At 32.7% G+C, this 18,812-nt stretch carries 15 protein-coding genes; 13 read left to right on the top strand and 2 right to left on the bottom strand.

Going from position 1 to position 18,812, the window contains the following annotated elements:
- Positions 1–56 precede the first annotated feature (56 nt).
- The 5 genes from B0A80_RS15730 to B0A80_RS15710 all read left to right on the top strand — a co-directional run bounded on the left by B0A80_RS15730 (position 57) and on the right by B0A80_RS15710 (position 5,295).
- Complete coding sequence (locus B0A80_RS15730; protein WP_089077876.1) at positions 57–365, top strand: hypothetical protein; 309 nt, start codon at positions 57–59, stop codon at positions 363–365.
- Positions 334–1,575, top strand: a complete 1,242-nt coding sequence (locus B0A80_RS15725) for a hypothetical protein (protein WP_089077875.1) — start codon at positions 334–336, stop codon at positions 1,573–1,575. The genes B0A80_RS15730 and B0A80_RS15725 overlap by 32 nt, the downstream gene beginning before the upstream one ends.
- 86 nt (positions 1,576–1,661) lie before the next feature.
- The gene (locus B0A80_RS15720; RefSeq protein WP_089077874.1) at positions 1,662–2,096 is read left to right on the top strand and encodes a RidA family protein; all 435 of its coding nucleotides are present in this window, start codon (positions 1,662–1,664) and stop codon (positions 2,094–2,096) included.
- Between the two features lie 224 nt (positions 2,097–2,320).
- Entirely contained in the window at positions 2,321–3,205 is an 885-nt protein-coding gene (locus B0A80_RS15715) for a DUF6602 domain-containing protein (protein WP_089077873.1), read from the top strand.
- Between the two features lie 143 nt (positions 3,206–3,348).
- On the top strand, positions 3,349–5,295 hold the full coding sequence (locus B0A80_RS15710) for a DUF262 domain-containing protein (protein WP_089077872.1): 1,947 nt from the start codon (positions 3,349–3,351) through the stop codon (positions 5,293–5,295).
- Positions 5,296–5,666: 371 nt separating this feature from the next.
- Here B0A80_RS15710 and B0A80_RS15705 read toward each other — a convergent pair whose 3' ends face one another.
- Entirely contained in the window at positions 5,667–6,077 is a 411-nt protein-coding gene (locus B0A80_RS15705) for a helix-turn-helix domain-containing protein (protein WP_089077871.1), read from the bottom strand.
- 1,053 nt (positions 6,078–7,130) lie between these two features.
- On the opposite strand from B0A80_RS15705, the gene B0A80_RS15695 reads away from it, so the two are divergent.
- The 6 genes from B0A80_RS15695 (at position 7,131) to B0A80_RS15665 (ending at position 13,022) form a co-directional block, all read left to right on the top strand.
- Entirely contained in the window at positions 7,131–8,162 is a 1,032-nt protein-coding gene (locus B0A80_RS15695; protein WP_089077869.1) for a hypothetical protein, read from the top strand.
- A gap of 6 nt (positions 8,163–8,168) precedes the next feature.
- Entirely contained in the window at positions 8,169–9,089 is a 921-nt protein-coding gene (locus B0A80_RS15690; RefSeq protein WP_089077868.1) for a hypothetical protein, read from the top strand.
- A gap of 5 nt (positions 9,090–9,094) precedes the next feature.
- Positions 9,095–10,330, top strand: coding sequence for a hypothetical protein (locus tag B0A80_RS15685; RefSeq protein WP_089077867.1), 1,236 nt, complete (start codon positions 9,095–9,097; stop codon positions 10,328–10,330).
- A 382-nt stretch (positions 10,331–10,712) separates the two neighbouring features.
- The gene (locus B0A80_RS15675; protein WP_089077865.1) at positions 10,713–11,702 is read left to right on the top strand and encodes a hypothetical protein; all 990 of its coding nucleotides are present in this window, start codon (positions 10,713–10,715) and stop codon (positions 11,700–11,702) included.
- Between the two features lie 393 nt (positions 11,703–12,095).
- Positions 12,096–12,572, top strand: coding sequence for a hypothetical protein (locus tag B0A80_RS15670; RefSeq protein WP_089077864.1), 477 nt, complete (start codon positions 12,096–12,098; stop codon positions 12,570–12,572).
- Positions 12,573–12,653: 81 nt separating this feature from the next.
- A complete protein-coding gene (locus tag B0A80_RS15665; protein ID WP_070906950.1) occupies positions 12,654–13,022 on the top strand; it encodes a hypothetical protein in 369 nt (122 codons plus the stop codon).
- A gap of 25 nt (positions 13,023–13,047) precedes the next feature.
- On the opposite strand, the gene B0A80_RS15660 is transcribed toward B0A80_RS15665, so the two are convergent.
- Positions 13,048–13,839, bottom strand: coding sequence for a DUF5995 family protein (locus tag B0A80_RS15660; protein ID WP_089077863.1), 792 nt, complete (start codon positions 13,837–13,839; stop codon positions 13,048–13,050).
- Between the two features lie 436 nt (positions 13,840–14,275).
- Between B0A80_RS15660 and B0A80_RS15655 the strand changes: the two genes are divergently transcribed.
- Positions 14,276–16,183, top strand: coding sequence for a S9 family peptidase (locus tag B0A80_RS15655; RefSeq protein ID WP_089077862.1), 1,908 nt, complete (start codon positions 14,276–14,278; stop codon positions 16,181–16,183).
- A 309-nt stretch (positions 16,184–16,492) separates the two neighbouring features.
- Positions 16,493–18,799 carry a type IA DNA topoisomerase gene (locus B0A80_RS15650; protein WP_089077861.1) on the top strand — a complete coding sequence of 769 codons (2,307 nt, stop codon included), beginning with the start codon at positions 16,493–16,495 and terminating at the stop codon, positions 18,797–18,799.
- Positions 18,800–18,812 lie beyond the last annotated feature (13 nt).

Here is an 18,812-nt window from a genome sequence, read left to right as displayed (position 1 = left end):
TGCTCCTTTGTTAAAATTAAAAACGAGGTTTGTTCAATAAAACCAAAATAAATCATATGGACATCATCTTACAAACTACGACTGAAAACGAACAAATCTTAGAGCAAAATTTTACAACAGAAAGCATAGATTTTCAAAAAATTGAATCATCTTTATGGGATGGAGAAATCCTAACCAACTATATTATTCCTCTTTCTTCAACAATTATTGGTTCTTTAACGACAATCATAGTCCAAAACATACGCTCTCGAAAACATGTCAAAATTATTGACAATGGAGTTGAAGTACATGGTGTATCTGAGAAAAATGCAAAAGAAATTTTAGAAACTATTTATGCTAACAAATCTAAAAAAAAATCAAAATAATTTTCTAGAATATCTTTCTGATTCTATTACTTATATACACAAAAATATTTTTAATACAGCAGCATATAAGCAGTATAAAGTAGATGAACCATATCTGCAAAAATACATTGATACTTCTCGGTTACAAAAAGAAAATGCAAATATTAATCATATCTATTATGATAGTATTTATTTACATGTCAAAAATGCACTTAAAAAACATAATATACATGTTACTTTTCAGACCGTCTATTCGCTTAACCGTAAAAATGAAACATTAGAAATTAATAATAAAAACTTCATAATTTATGACCAATATTTAGGAAAGACAATAAACTTATTTAACAAAGCATTTTTACAATTAAACGATCCACATGTTATTAATCACTATTGCTTTCGATATTTAGTAGAGTCTTTTAGAGTTAAAGGAATGGGGATTGAAGCTGACATGTTTATTGAATTAGGAAAAAAAACTAATTCATTTGAAAAACTGAACTCTGCTTATAGGGCGGAAAGTCTTATATCTTCATACACATACATTCAGGAAACATTTATAATTTTTCATGAAATTGCTCATTTAATAGTAAAAAAAAATCCTAGATATTTAAATTTCAGATTTAATAAAATCAGCAAATATATTGATGATCAGACTTTTTCTATATTGAATAAGTTGAGCAAACAAAAAAATGAAAATATAGAAAATTTTGAATTCAATTTAGATGACAAAAGACGAAAAAATTTAGTCGAAGAAATTACTTGCGACTACATTGCTACTAAATATACTTTTGAAGCTTTATTGGAATTAAATTTATTAGAACCAGCACAATTTTGTGAAGCTATTTATTTAGGTTTACGTTCAATGAGATCTCTTAATTTATTAGATGGATATATCACATCATATTCAAATCGTAGAGATACAAAAAAGACAAATAATTTAAGTCAATTATTCAAAGAATCAAGCATTCGATTTTGGCTAATAAAGGATAGCATTTCATTGATGTATAAAGGAAAATATCGTAAGAAATTCTCCGAAGACCCTTTGCTAAGCTTACTGGAAAAAGACATGAAGGAATGCAGTAAATTTTATGAAGATCCTTTCCATAAAATTAATTCTATATTAGATGAGCTTTCAGAAATGATTACACCAGAAGTAATCGAAAAAGTTAGTTATGCAGAACAACAAGAAACTCTCGAATATGTTGACAAAGTACTTCAGAGGGTTTCAAATTAGAATAAATATAAACTAGCTCCCCCCAGTACGAGCATCTAAATCCAGATAAAACCTTAAAACAAACTCCAATCAAAAGATAAACCATCATGAAACATTTTCTTTTACTTTCTTTTTTATTCGTTTTCAATATCAGTTTTGCACAAGAAGCCAAAATAAAAAAAGAAAAATGGCATTGGAACAACGGACCCAAACAAGATACCGTTATTGGTTATGCTCAGGTTTTAAAAGTAGACAATGTGCTTTACATTTCGGGGGCTGTAACAACGGAACTAACTCCGGCAGGAATAACAACGGTCTATAACGATTTAAAGGCTTCGCTAGCGAGTTATGGTGCCACATTTGCCAATGTGGTAAAAGAAAATCTATATACAACCGATATTGAGACCATGAAAAAGTACAACAACGTTAGAAAAAAATTCTACAATGGTGACTTTCCTGCTGCTACATGGGTACAAATCGTACAATTATACATGCCAACTGCAAAATTAGAGGTTGAATTGGTCGCACATCTACCAAAATAAGTGGATTCCCTGTACGCATGAGCGAAACGCTCGCACTAACAAACGGGGTATATAATTATAAAGAAAAGAGATTTGAAGAAGATTTTTTTTTTATAACTTTTAATCTTATGGTTTGTAATTTATTATACAACAAAACTAAGATTAAATAAGCTAACCGCTAATACTAATATCCTGACTGCTAACAAAATCATATATATCAATCAAAATTAAATAACTCACGTAAAATGGCAAGTAAGATCTTTAACGCACTACTAGAAGAACAAACCGAAATATTTAAAAATGGCTTTCTGAATGTGTCAAAAGTAGTATTTTATAATGATGATCAGAAAAGAATGATCCATAACCAAGAGTATGGTGTATACAGAGAAAAAATATGTAAAGATTTTATAAAATTTTTTATTCCTCAAAACTATGCCATTTCAGATGGATTTGTAATTAATAATAATGACGAAGTAAGCCATCAATGTGATATCATTATTTATGATAAAAATTTTACACCTCTACTTCAAAGTGAAAATAAACAGCGCTTCTTCCCAGTAGAAACTATTGCTGCAGTTGGAGAAGTGAAATCTGACATGAATTTTTCGCAATTAAAAGAAGCATTAATTAAACTTTCCAATCTAAAAAAAATAAGAAAAAACATACTAAGTCCGGAAATATTTAGCAGACAGTTCAAGTCGGAAGATGACTATCAATATGCCCCTGACATACTCGGATTTGACCAAATAAACACATTTCTCATTTGCAGAAAATTCACTTTCGATCTAACAGATATAGAAAATAAAATGAATGAGATTTATGATGGAATTGAAGACAGTTTTAGACATAATCTTATACTTAGTATTGAAGATGGATTATTACATTATGCTGTACCTTCTGGATCAGACTTATGCTACCCAATTGGAATAAATGATGATAAGGATGAACTAGAACTTTCTAAAAATCAATTCATAACTCCGCATGAAAAAAATAATTCACATATAAATTTTTTCATTAACTCATTGTTTAAATCTGTATCACTTACTACCATACTACATCCTAATATTTTAAGTTATATTGAACCAAAAAATTTAGAACATAATTTATCTACAGAAAAAGAATTTTATTAATACTAACCAATATGATCATATTGCTTATTCCTCCGCTAGTGCAAGCATCTCGCTAGTTAACACAGGAAAGACTTATCTCGAACACACGCAATTTACCTGTAAGTTATTGAAATCAAGAGAAACAAAACTTATCCAATAATAATATGCAAAAAACTGTACAAAAACTCATTACTCCAGATGATAAAACTATTGAAGGAGTTTTTAATACTTCAAATTCTTACTATATTGATATCTATCAAAGAGAGTATAAATGGTCACATAAACAAGTTCAAACTTTATTAAATGATATACAAGTAAGATTTGATGTTGGAACGATAAAAGAAGATGATCCACCAAGAATTCGAGAAGACGTTTTAAGTAATTTTGAACCATATTTTGTAAATACATTCCTTACTAACGAAGTTCCTGGCAAAAAAAATATAGTTGATGGTCAACAGAGATTGACAACTTTTTTAATTATCTTAATTAAATTATACCAGATTGCTAAATCTGAAAAAGAGAAAAATCAAGATTTAAAAATCTATGAAGCAGGTTATATTGAGGATAGGATTTTTGAATCAGGCGCTTTTGGAGAAAAAAAATTTAAAATTCATAATGATAACAGAGAAAAAGCATTTGCAGCAATACTTGCTTTAAAACATGAAGGATTTATAAATGCAGACGAAACACAATATAGGATAATTGAAAACTATAAATTTATAAGCACATATTACGACAAATTGTTCTTTGAAGGCGACAATAAATTTGATGCAACAAAATTTAATTACTATTTGACATATTTATTAAACAGAATAAGTATAGTAGAAATTCAAATTACAAGCTCACATAATGTCGCAATGATTTTTGAAGTAGTTAATGATCGCGGACTTGGATTGAAGCCTTTCGAAATCTTAAAAGGAAAATTTCTAGGTATTCTTGATGAAAAACAAAAGGAAGGGGCAAATAAGGCTTGGTCGGAAATTTTAGATGATCATTACAAAGCTAATTCTGATGTAGATGATTTTTTTAAATTATATTTTCGTTCAAAATTCGCCAAAAACCTTAGCGAGTATGAAAGAATGGAAAATGAATATCATTATGAAGTATACAAAAACAGTAGTATTAGAAAATATTTAAATGACTTTAAGGATAAACAAAAATTATTTGACTTTGTAACTCAAGAACTGAAATTCTTTTCAGCATTATATTTAGAACTACAAAAAACAATAAATTATCGATTTGTATTATATAATAGAATGTTGGATCAAAAACAGCAATACATGTTAATAATGTCTGCCACAAAATACAATGATCCAACAAGAAGTGAAAAAATTGATTTGGTTTCTAAAAAATTTGACCAAATGCATATATTACTTAGACTAAAAAATTTATATGACTCGTCGTCTTTTTTACCAACATATATAATAGACATCTGTACACGAATAAGAGAATTAGATTTGGATAAAATTACCTCACAATTTGATGCTGTAGTAATTGGAAAAATGGAAGAAAATGAAACTATTCCTAAATCTACATTAACCAAGATTAGCGATCTATTTAGTACTTTTAACTACCAAAGTCTTATCCATCAAAATAAAAATTTATCTAAATATATTCTGTTACGTATCGATGAAACACTTTCGAAACTTATGGGTAGAGCTTCATTAGTTACAAATTCTACAATAGATATCGAAAATTTATTCAATCGAACTAATCGTAAATCGTACGAGTTACATCTTGAACATATGTACGCTCATAATGAAAAAAACGAATCATTGTTTTTAAATTCTGAAGGAGATTTTGATTATTATTTGTTTGATAAATTACGAAATCAATTTGGTGCCTTGCTAATTTTGAAAGATCAACATAATTTAAGTAGTGGAGCAGATATATACAAGGACAAGATGGAACTTTATGGTCAAAGTAACATCATTTGGAATGAAATGCTGGCTGGTCAAATTCCTGCTATTGATTTGAGAAAATTGCCATTTGATTTTACATTTTCAATTCATCAACCCAATAATGAAGGTTTACTTGAGATAGCAGCAATTGAAGAAAGACAAAAAGAACTATATGAACTTATAAAATATACATGGTCGCAAGCTTTTTAGAAAATGATCACTCGCTTTATCCTCGTTTCGTCCTGAAAAAAACACCTATTTACACTTAATCCTAAAAAGATTTACAAGGAAATTTTTGTTGTGACAAAATGAAAACAAAAAATTATTTTGTCACACTTTCTGTAACAAAATAAAAATAAATTCAACTTTGTAACAACTTCTGTAACAAAATGAAAATAAATTAAAATTTGTTACAGCTTTTGTGGCAAAACAAAAATATAAATCAAATTTGCCACAAGAATACAATGTGCTTCTCCTGACTATCGCGAGCGTACAAGTAATTGGCAATTAAAACAAAAATGCGCAAATGTCTCCAAAAGACATTTGCGCATTCTTACTATAAAAATTCTCTTTCGAGACTATTACTTTCCTTTAAGTACTTTCTCTAAATATTCGACTTTTTCTTTTTCGGCTTTCACCAATTCTTTTTCAGCCTGAACCAAACGTTCGTAAAATTCAACCACTTTATCTAGAGGATTGAAAGTACAGTGGTAATTACCTGTCGTAATTGAACCATGATCTTGAAAAGTATTCCCAATAATATTAAAAAATGCTTCTTCCGAAAAATTTTTAATTGCCTCTACACTTACCCCCAGTGCCTTTGCCACTGCTATTAGTTTTTCGTCATCAATAGTTTCGCTGTTTTCCATAATTGAAACGGCCTGTTGGTTGGTTCCTAAAGCCTGTGCCAAAGCTTCCTGCTTCATGTCTTTCAGTTCACGAATACGGCTAATTTTTCGCCCTATGTGATTTGGTTTTGTTGCTGTACTCATAATTCAAAGATATTTAAAATTCTTTTAAAAAATAATGATCTGTAAAAAACAGAATTGTTTCTGTAAGATACTATTTGAACTGCTTGTTAAAAAGGGCTTGAAAATACGCTTTTTCTTACACATCTTGCAAATGTGCTTTGTTTTTCTTGTACTAAAAATGCATCAACAAAATAAAGCAGCGGTACGGAACCTATAAAGACTGCAAATAGGTGTCGTTCCTATGGAACTTTGCAAAACGAAAATCCTTTTTTAAACGGATTAAAATCCGTCGCTACAAAATATTTCATTCCTAGCGGAATTAAAATTATGCAAAAAGACAGGTCTAAAACTCCTGTCTGCAAAGAAATTTAAAGACATATTATCAAGGTAAAGAGCCATAGGCTCGACCAATATTGTAGGGTTGGATTTTAATCCAATTTGAATATATGCGGTTACAAAAGAACCAGCGGTTCGAAACATATAAAAAACGATAAATATGTACCCTTCCTATGGAACTTTGTAAAAACGGAAATCCTTTTTTAAACGGATTAAAATCCGTTGCTACAAAATGAACCATTCCTAGCGGAATTAAAATTATGTAAAAAGACAGGTCTAAAACTCCTGCCTGCAAAGAAATTTAAAGACACATTATCAAGGTAAAGAGCCATAGGCCCGACCAATATTGTAGGGTTGGATTTTAATCCAATTTGAATACACGCGTTTACAAAATAGCCAGCGGTTCGGAACCTATAAAGACGATAAATATGTACCGTTCCTATGGAACTTTGTAAAACGGAAATCCTTTTTTCAACGGATTAAAATCCGTTGCTACAAAATATTTCATTCCTAGCGGAATTAAAATTATAAAAAATACAGACGTAAAAACTCCTGCCTCCAAAGGAATTAAAAAACACTACTCTCTCTTCCTTTTTTATCAAAACTTAGCTCAAAAAGTATTTTCTACTCTAAAATTATAATGCTTTTGGATTATTATCCTAATTACGGATTTCCGTAAAATAACTGAGTCATAAGAAGTTAGTTTTGGATAAATATTTAATTCTAAAACCAACTACCATGAGTAAAAAATCAATTAATGTTACAGACCTTTTCCTGGCAATACTTGCCTTTTTATTAATCAGTGTCAGTTTTTATCAAACCTGGCTTGGATTAGATCAAATTTTTGGTCCGGCATCCTTTATAATCGCTTTGGTCCTATCGCTTTTACTATTGTTTTTAGTTTGGATGATCCGATCTGCAAAAGCAAATGGTAAATCAACTTCCAGCTATGTGGGTATTTACATCTTCATAGCCTCATTTTGTTTCATCGCCAATTTTAATGCTTTGTATACCAGATTTATGAAAACAGACATTTATACTGCCGAATTGAGAGATATCAACGAACGTTTCAATAATCTGGAAGCCGACATTCAGTCCAAATTAAGCTATAAATACAATCGGGAGACTTCGCAAAACATTGAAATCAAGAAAAAACAAATGATGGAGCAAATTAAAGATCCCGGAAATAAAGGAATTGGAACAAGAGCACAAACCTTAATAAGAGATATAGAAGGATTAACAGGACAAAATGTTGATCTTCTGACTCCTGTTGCCAATGATTATGATGATTTGGCAGAACGAATGGGGCGCCAGATCGACAATATGATTTCTGATCTTTCTCCGGAAGAAAAAGCTTTAAAAACGGATGTAAACAATGCCGCCCTAAAATGGAATAAAAGGATTCAGGATTTATTACTGCTTTCTAAAAAAGAAAAGGATGATATCTCTCAAGGCTTAATTGATGAATCATTGGCCGAGTATAATAAACTGGGAAATCGCGCTCATACTGTACTGGGCGATACTAAATTTAAGTTTACACCTGAAATTTCAAAAACACAAGATGTTGGAAAAATAGGTTTTGCTTTTGACCATGCCGTTAAAAACTTTGGAATGTATCAATTTGTAGTATTAATGGGTTGTATTTTATTAGATTTTGTTATTGTTATCATAGTCTTATTAGCGACTACAAGCAATGAAAACAGCAACAATAGTTCGAGTGTCTTTAGTGGAAACAAAAGAAGTGGTAAAGTATTAATTGCAAAAAACTAAACTGAAATGAGCAGCGAGATCAAAAATCTGAAACCATTGTCTTTTGATGACGAAAAATTGAAACCTATTTCATTTGAAACAAAAAATGAAGTAAAACCTGACTTTGTTCCATTGGCAAATGCTAATACAAATGATATTAAAAATAAAGACAGCAATTTTGTTTTCTTTTTTGGTGTTGGAGAATCTGGTAAATCAGTTATTCTGTCTTCAATGCTTTATTATTTAAGTTCGCATGCCGGGGTTTTGCGTCCAAAACTAGGAACTCCCAATTCAAAAGAAGCGCAGGTTTTATTGTCTGATTTTTTTGAAAACATCAGACAAGGAATCTTACCAAACAGAACAACCCGCGATCAGGTAACCCGATTAGATTTAATATTTGAACCTAATAATAAATCTAAAAAAGTGCCCTCTATCAATTTAACTTTTTTAGAAACTTCCGGAGAGAATCACAAAGATATCAGCAAAGGCGGCACATATCACAGTAGCATCGAAGCTTATTTGAATGCAAACATACCGCTTACTTTTATCATTGTAACCAGTTTTGACAATGCACATCTGGAAGATACTTTAATAAATGAATTTCTTGATGAACTCGAAAGAAAAGGGAAAAATTTAAAATCAATAAATGTGATTTTAGTGATTTCTAAATGGGACAAATCAGGCCGAACAGATGTATCTAATGAAAATGAATTAGAAAATTTCATTAACGAAAGACTTCCCAGAACCAATAACCGAATAAATTCATATGAATTAAATAAAACCTATTTCACCATTGGCAGCATAGAAAATAACGGAAACGGAGAAAGGATAACACTATTAAATTTAGCGCAGGCAGAAGTCTTGTCTAATTGGCTTTATGAAAGTATTATAGGATATTCGTTAGATTATGAAGGCACTTTCTGGGAACGTTTAAAATTTAGCTTCTAAAACAAATGACACAAAACATATACTTGTTGGCCTTTGGTACATTTGGAAATCCGTACGGCTTCAGACAGACATTTTTTAAAATGGGAAATGAAAATGTTGCAAAATCAATCAAAACGTTTGATTTAAATACAAATGCCATAAAACTATTTGAGAACAGCTCCTTATACGCTATACGCAAAGAGTCGGCAAATGGATTAAACTCAATTTCATATTCAAAATATTCGTTTGCAAAAGAGAAGAATTCCGATAGAGGAGGAACTTTTATAGGGGCAAGTATTCTTTTTACAAATGAAATTGCAGAAGAAAATGTTACTATCAATAAATTAAATGAATTTCATAAAATACTAGTTAGTAAAAACATTGAAGACAAAACCCTGATGGTTAATCATTCGGATAATTTTACTGTAGATCTGCCTCAAGACTTTGATAAACTTAGTTATAATCTTAAAAGTTTTAACGAACCATCCAGCTTTTATGCGTCAAATTCTAATCTGGTTGTGTATTCTAAAATAAATATTGATAAACTACAGCATAACTTTAAAAAGTCTTTAGAGCTATTAAACCGTTTTGATACCATATTTTTTACGGATAATGAAGAAATTGCAAGCTTCAGTCACGGCAAAGGTCTCTATAGAACGACTAACGAAGAAGGATTTGATAATGAAATACAAATTGCAAAAGAAGAAAAAAAGAAACAATTACAGTTAATTCTAAATGATTACGAAAAAGAAATTTCTGAACTCGAAGAAAACAAGATAATCTCTATCAAGAAACTTAAAGAAAGTATCGAACAAAATGTGCGATTGCACCAGGAAAACGGCAGAAAAATTGAAGAATCTAAAAAACAGATTGCTGCTACTGAAAATAAATACGCTGAGTTTTCAAAAAAAATAAGAGAGGCTATAAATTTCATCAAATCGAATAGAAAAATTGACGAAGTAAAATCATTTCATCAGGAAAACAAACGTGAGTTTCTCAACTTCATTAATGAAAACACTAAACCGCAATATTTGAATCAATTGAATAATGTACAGCCAAAAACCAACATAACAACCCAATACGCGTCAGGCTATGATTTTCTGCAACCGAATGATACATTTCAAACGAGAGGATCAGAAAAGACAAGGAAAACGTATAAAATTTTCAAACCGCTGTCTATTTTGTTTTTCACTTTATGGATTTTAACCTTGCTTTATTTTTTATTTTCTGTCGAAATTTTAGAAATGCTAAGAATGAATTAATCTATAAACCTTGTTTTACTTTTTTCTTGTGCCAAAAATTACATTATAACAATAAAGAACCAAAAAAGACAACGAACAGTTCAGAACCTATAAAAACGGCAAATAGGTGTCATTCCTACGGAACTTTTAGAAACAACCTTTTTCTTTTCAACGGATTAAAATCCGTTGCTACACCGTATTTCATTTCTACGGAATTAAAGCATGCAACTTCTCATGATTTTTTTAATAAGAAATTATAGAGATAATGATTAAACTGTTTTGCTTATTGACATTAATTTATATTCTTTGCATACACAATCGGGATGCTGAAACCAAAGCTCTCAGTAGGATTTCCGCATTTTAAATCCTATAGTAAACAGTTAATACCATCAATAAAATAAACATGAAAAAACATTTTTTAACCAGCCTAGCATTATTTAGTTTCATTTTGACAGCTAATGCACAATGGAGCGGAACAACCTTTATTTATACAGATCTTTCTGTGGGTATTGGAACAAGTTCTGTCACTTCTCCTTTAACGATTAGCAAACCGACATGGAATTTAATCCCTACCGTTGAAATAAAACACATTTCCGGGAATTTTGGTTGCGACGGCTGTTTAAATGTAGCGCAAAAAATTTCAGTTTTAGACGATCAGGGAATTAATAAAAGTAATATTGGGCTTTGGGTAACTGCTAAAAATGCAACAAATAATTATGCCGCAATATTTGAAAATGGATATGTTGGCATCGGAACAACTACCCCTACCGCAAAACTGCACATAAACAACGGTGCCAATTCCGATGCCGCTGTATTAGCAACCAGTTCAGAAGATAATAAATTGGTAGTCAGTAGTGGTGTAACCCAACCTATAAATGTACCAACCTTTACAATAACTCAAGAGTTCGCGAACAATCGAAATAATGGCTATATAAGTTTTCATAGAGGGCATTCTGTACATGGTGGCTTTTTAACATTTGGGGCTTCCGGAAAGGAGAGGCTTCGAATAGACAGTGACGGGAATATAGGAATTGGAATAGCATCTCCTCTATATAAATTGGATGTTTGCGGAACAATAAGAGCAAGAGAAGTAAAAGTTGATTTACAAGGAACCTGTATCCCTGACTTTGTATTCAAAAAAGAGTACAAATTAATGACTTTAAACGAACTTGAAAAATTTGTAACAACCAACCATCATCTTCCTGAAATTGCATCTGAAAAGGAAATGCTTGAAAATGGACTCAATATGAAAGATTTTCAAATGAAATTGTTACAGAAAATGGAAGAAATGACGCTCTATATTATCGACCAAAATAAAAAGAATGAGAAGCAGGAACAAGAAATAAAATTACTCAAAGCCGAAATTAAGAAAATAAAATCAGCTAAAAAGTAAGACTCCTTATTCAGCAACTCTATTTCCGGCTCTGCGAAGCCTTAATTTTTCAAAGCCATGTGACTTCGTAAAGTAAATATAAACTCGTAGCCTTCGAACAACATAATTTTAATCCAATTTAAATAGGTACGTTTATAAAAAAAATCAGCGGTTCGGCACCAGTAAAGACGATAAATAGGTGTCGTTCCTATGGAACTTTGGAAACCCAAAATCTTTTCTTCAACGGATTAAAATCCGTTGCTACAAATGAATCATTCCTAGCGGAATTAAATTGATACGACAGCGAGAGCGCGATGCACACATTGTAATAGAAAAAACCTAAATAGATGGAAAAACATTCTCATTCTGGAATAATTTTTGTCTAACCAATTGAATTATCAATTTAAAATAACCATGGAAAATAAAATAACTGTACTAAAACCCTGTAATGAAAACTGGAACTCAATGTCACCCAATAAAAATGGTAGATTTTGTGGTTCGTGTAGTAAAACTGTAGTTGATTTTACAAAAATGAATACTACCGAAATTCAGAACTATTTTATTGAAAATTCGGGTAAAGAAAATATCTGTGGCTATTTTAAATCTACTCAAATAGAAACTGAAAAAAATACGAAATACGATCATTTAAAAAATCGATTTAACCGAATTAGAATCAAACCCATTAAAAAAATGGCTTTATTTTCTTTGAGTTTAGTTTTCTCCCTAACCAGTTGTATGGGAAAAGCTATGGTAAATGGTGAAACTGCCGTAATCGATAATGACACAATAAATGAAACCAAAGTAACTAAGCCGGAAGATACCATAAAACCAAAAGATTCTATAAAAACCGAAAACATTCGGTTAAAAGAAAAAAATACATCATCAAGGTAAAGAGCCATAGGCTCGGCCAATATTGTAGATTGGATTAAAATCCAATCTACAATATATTTGTTTACAAATAATCTAGATTTTATGAAAAAAGTATATATTTTTCTTTTACTTGGCTTTCTATCTATTAAATGCCATTCACAAGAATCGAATTGTGAAAAATTTAAAACTGGAAAATTTCTTTATACAAGCGAAGGACTTCCGGATACATTTATAACTCGAACCGAAACAACCCAAATTGAGACTATTAAAGAATCGAAAGACGAAATTCAAGGTAAAATTATCTGGAAATCAAACTGCAATTATGAATTTACCTTTACGAAATGTCAGAGACCTTATTTTTTAGGAAAAACTATAGCTGTCGAAATATTTGAGATAAATGGTAATACCTCTAAAGGAAAAGCTTTGTTTGAAGGAATGACTCTCGATTTCAAAATAGAAAAATTGAATTAATACTCTTTGCGCTTCTTTCTAAAAATCAAGCAACAGCACATTCCAAGTTTTTTTGCTCAACGATCTGCATGTCAATTATTTTTTGAGCAACTGTACCTCTTTCGAATAAACGAATGAATTTGAAAACGGCACTCACAAAATATCCCGGGTTCGAAACCAAGCGGGCTATTTCTGTTATTCTCACATCTCTTTCATGCGCACAGGTCACTCTTTTATCCTCGGGAACCGCTACAAATTCATTGGCAAATTTCCAAGCGCCGTCTCTGGCGGTTTCCATGCTAAAGTCAATAAAAAAGGTATCTGCTTTGCCTGTTAATTTTAATATCCAGGTAAGCGTTGGCCAAATTTTAATCAAACACTTTTCTACGCTTCCTACGAGACTGCTTAAAATGGTATTTATTTTATCGAAATCAGCTTTTAAACTTCCTATATCTTCAACCGTACTGATCTCTGCAGCGGCTATACCTAAGTCCAGGTTGATATGAGCATTCATTCCGAGTAATAGGTGTTGCAGTACTATTGGCCAAAACTTTTCGGCTTGTTCAAAGGCAAAACCCCAACATTCCGATGGTTTTTCTTTGGCTTTATATTCATAATAGGCCTTTAGATACCGATTGGCAAAAATGACATCCAATTTTTCCATTCGCTCCCCATTTTGAAAGGCTCCATTTTGAATACCTTCTTTTACCTTCACCGTCACTTCACGGTATAGCGTTGCAAATAAACCTATATTACTCTGTTCTATTTTTGATAACTCGATTATTTCATCTAATAGCTGAATGACTTCACCTATAGTTGCAGCTTGTTTCACACTCATGGTAGTTGACTTTGGTTGAATTAGTTACAAGCGAATATAATTATTTTAATCGTTAAAAAAAGGAATATTTTGAAGTATTATCTTGTTATTTATTCTGTTTTACTTTTAAAACCAATCCACTAACTAAATGAATACTTCTTCGCTTGAAATGACTCATCCAGATCAGCCGTCGACAAAAGTATCTCCCTCTGCAAAGTCTTTCTCATAAAATATAATTCTCCTTCTTGAATCCACAAATCTTTAGTACAAATTCATTTTCAAAAGTTCTACTTCTGTTCACCATCAAAAGCAATTGTTAAAACAATTTAATCCTTCAGACTCTAATCGCAAACTTTTTCTTATTTTTGATTTCATAAGAATCACATTTTCAACAGTATAACATACCTGAAAATGTAAATTTCAAAAACAATTTCATCATCATCAAAAAAAGTAAATTATGATTAAAAAAAACGTATTATCCGTTTTAGTTGTTTTGGCTGTTCTTTTAAGTTCGTGCAAACAGGAGCCAAAAGAAACACCTGCTCCATTGATTGACGTAAAAACATTCTTTAAAAATGGAGAAAAAAGCACCTTCCGAATTTCGCCCGATGGAAATTATTTTAGTTATCGTGCCGATTATAAAGGAAAATCAAACATTTTTGTTCAGAAAGTAGGCGAACAAAAGGCCGTTCGCGTTACCAACGATACTTTGCGAAGTATTTCCGGTTATTTCTGGAAAGGCGACAGAATTGTATATGCACAAGACATAGGCGGAGATGAAAATTTCCAGCTATTTTCGGTAAAAGCAGATGGAAAGGATTTAAAAGCACTAACCCCTTTCCCGGGTGTAAGAAGCGATATTACAGACGCGCTCATTGATATTAAAGGAAAAGAAAAAGAACTCATCGTACAGATCAACAAAAGAGTAAAAGAATATTTTGATCCTTATCTTCTTAATGTCGAAACAGGAACACTAACACTACTTTACGACAACAAAGAAAACTTCGATGGTTGGTTTACAGACAACAATGGTATAATTCGTCTGGCTTCAAAAACCGATGGCGTAAACATTACCTGGAACTACCGAAATTCAGAAAAAGAGCCTTTTACTCCTTTAGTTACAACCACTTTCAAAGATATTTTTACGCCTGCTTCTTTCGATAAAAACAATAAAAATATCTACGCGCTTAGCAATATCGGAAAAGACAAAGTAATCTTGGTTGAATACGATCCTGTTAGCAAGAAAAATGTAAAAGAATTATTTTCTGACCCTAATTACGATCTAAGTACTCTTGATTACGACAGAAAAAAACAAGTCTTAACTTCTGTTGGCTGGGAAGCAGAAAAACAGGAAAAACACTTTTTTGATAAAGACTGGGAAACCATTCAAAACAATCTTGAAAAGAAACTGGAAGGCTACGAAACCGAAATTGTAAGTTATGATGATGCCCGAACCAAAGCTATTGCCTGGGCGGGGAACGACCGAACTCCCGGGAAATTTTATCTGTATGATTTTAAAACTGCAGAAATTAAAGAAGTCGCAAATCCATATCCCTGGATTGAGGAAAAACAAATGAGCCACATCAAACCTGTTACTTATAAATCGAGAGACGGTCTGGAAATTCATGGTTATCTAACACTTCCCCTTGGAATTGAGCCTAAAAACCTGCCTGTTGTTATCAATCCGCATGGTGGACCTTGGGCAAGAGACGGCTGGTATTACAATCCGGAGGTTCAGTTTTTAGCGAATCGCGGTTATGCAGTTTTACAAATGAATTTCAGAGGAAGTACAGGCTACGGAAAGAAATTTTGGGAAGCAAGTTTTAAACAATGGGGGAAAACAATGCAGGACGATATTACCGATGGTGTGGAATGGCTGAAAAAAGAAGGCATTGCCGATGAAAAACGAATTGCTATTTATGGTGGCAGTTACGGCGGTTATGCAACTCTTGCAGGGGTTGCCTTTACACCCGATTTGTATGCCGCAGCGGTAGATTATGTTGGTGTAAGTAACCTATTTACGTTTATGAATACGATTCCGCCTTATTGGAAGCCTTACTTAGATCAATTTCACGAAATGGTAGGCGATCCTAAAAAAGACAGTTTACTGCTTGCATCGACATCACCGGCTTTACACGCAGACAAAATAAAAACGCCTTTATTTGTAGCACAGGGAGCTAACGATCCGAGGGTAAACAAAGCCGAAAGCGATCAGATGGTTGAAGCCTTAAAAAAACGCGGTGTTACTGTAGAATATATGGTAAAAAATGATGAAGGACATGGTTTCCATAATCAGAACAATCGTTATGATTTTTATGGTGCTATGGAAAAATTCCTTGACAAACATTTGAAACAGGCGAAATAATCGATAACTGAGAATCTAAAAAGCGGCAAGAATTTTTTTGCCGCTTTTTTAATTTAACGCTGTTTCATTTTTGTAATGAAGTAGTGACAGTCAATAAAATTAAGATCTCAACACTCTTAAATTCAAAGGTAAAAGTCCTGATTTAGATGATAAGCGGAACAATGAAAAACAAAACAAACCTCCTCATACTAATATTGACCTTTACATTTAGAACAAACCCTTAAAAACTTTGTCGCTTTGTTCCCAAGAACCTTTGCCCCTTTCTTATAAAAAATCGCTAATTTCGCTTTTCGAATAAGAAAGAGAAAAATGAAGGTCTGTATTGCTGAAAAACCAAGTGTCGCACGTGAAATCGCATCCGTTTTGGGAGCCAATACCAAACACGATGGTTATTTTGAAGGCAATGGTTATGCTGTAACCTACACTTTCGGGCATTTATGTACCTTAAAAGAACCCAACGATTACAAACCGCACTGGAAAAGCTGGGATTTGAACAATTTACCCATGCTTCCTGAGAAATTTGAAACCAAAGTAGTTCAAAATTCAGGAATCGAAAAGCAATTTAAAATCGTAAAAAGTCTGTTCGACAAAGCCGAAGTAGTCATCAACTGCGGGGATGCCGGGCAAGAAGGGGAACTTATTCAGCGATGGGTAATGAACGAGGCGAATTACAAAGGTGAAGTGCAGCGTTTGTGGATTTCGTCCCTAACCACCGAAGCTATCAAAGAAGGTTTTGAAAACCTGAAACCCTCTGAAAACTACGATAATTTATTCTATGCCGGATTCTCAAGAGCCATTGGCGACTGGTTACTCGGAATGAATGCTACACGTTTATATACCGTAAAACATGGCGGTTACAAGCAAGTCTTGTCTATTGGACGCGTACAAACACCAACATTGGCCATGGTTGTCGACCGATTTAAAGAAATCGAAAATTTTAAACCTCAGCCGTATTGGGAACTGCAGACTTTGTACCGAGAAACTCTTTTCAGTTATGAAGAAGGACGTTTTCTGAAAAAAGAAGACGGGGAACTTCTGGCCAATAAAGTCAAAGAAAGCGAATTCGAAATTGTTTCGGTTGAAAAAAAGAACGGAAACGAATACGCTCCAAAACTATTTGACTTAACTGGTCTGCAAGTATACTGCAATACCAAATTTGGATTTTCGGCAGATGAAACGCTTAAAATCGTACAAACTCTATACGAACAAAAAGTGGTCACGTATCCCAGAGTAGATACCACCTTTTTACCAAATGATATCTATCCAAAAGTACCCGGAATTCTGCAAAAATTAACTAAATATGCCGAGTTAACTCAACCGCTTTTAGAGAAAAAAATAAAAAAATCACCAAAGGTTTTCAACGATAAAAAAGTTACAGATCACCATGCGATTATCCCAACCGGAATAGAAGCTCATTTGCAATTCAACCAGCAGCAGGTCTATGACATTATTACCAAACGTTTTATTGCCGTATTTTATGACGACTGTCTCGTAGCCAATACCACAGTAATTGGTAAAGCAGCTGACGTAACTTTTAGAGCCACAGGAAAAGAGATCTTAAAAAAAGGATTTCGCATCGTATTCGAAGACCCGAACGCTAAAGAAAGAGAAGCGGATTTGTTACCCAGTTTTGTGGTGGGAGAAAAAGGCCCGCATGAACCTTCTTTTCTGCAAAAAGAAACCAAACCACCCAACCAGTTTACCGAAGCGACTTTACTGCGTGCCATGGAAACTGCCGGAAAACAAGTCGATGATGAAGATCTGCGCGAATTGATGAAGGAAAACGGTATTGGTCGTCCGTCAACAAGGGCTAATATTATCGAGACACTTTTCAAACGTCAGTATATCGTTCGAAACAAAAAACAGGTTTTGCCAACGCCTACTGGAATTCAGCTTATTGATACGATTCAGAACGAACTTATCAAATCGGCTGAGCTAACTGGTTCCTGGGAAAAGCAACTGAAAGATATCGAAAAAGGGACTTTTACTGCCGGAGCTTTTATTAAAAACATGAAACGCATGGTAGAAGCTTTGGTTACTGAAGTACGAAGCGAAACCAGACATGCTAACATTTCGCATGCAGCAACGGTTGAAAAACCAGTTGTAAAAGCAGAGAAAAAGAAAACTGCGGGAATTTTAGCCGAAACCTGTCCAAAATGCCAAAAAGCTACTTTAATAAAAGGAAAATCTGCTTTTGGGTGCGGTAATTATAAATCGGGCTGTGATTTTCTGCTGCCTTATACTTTTGCAGAGAAAAAAATATCAGAAAATCAATATTTAAGATTGGTTCAGAAAGGATCTACTGTAAATATAAAGGGGTTTAAAACCGAAGAAGGAACTGTTGAAGGTTTGATTCGCTTTGAAGAAAATTACAAACTTAAATTAGAGACGAAGAAAACCACTGCGAAAGCAAAATCAGTGACAACAGCGTCAGATGCCTTAACGTGTCCAAAATGTCAAAAAGGAACAATTCTCAAGGGTAAAACGGCCTACGGCTGCAGTGAATACAAATCAGGTTGTGATTTTAAAGTTACTTTTGACGATGTCCGAGCCAAATTAAAAGATCAGAAACCAACAAAGGAATTGGTTTATTCTATTTTACAGAACAATGTTTAATATTTAGCCACAG

It is taken from the genome of Flavobacterium tructae (assembly GCF_002217475.1).
Lineage (GTDB): Bacteria > Bacteroidota > Bacteroidia > Flavobacteriales > Flavobacteriaceae > Flavobacterium > Flavobacterium tructae.
This window is presented reverse-complemented; position numbering and strand designations above follow the sequence as displayed.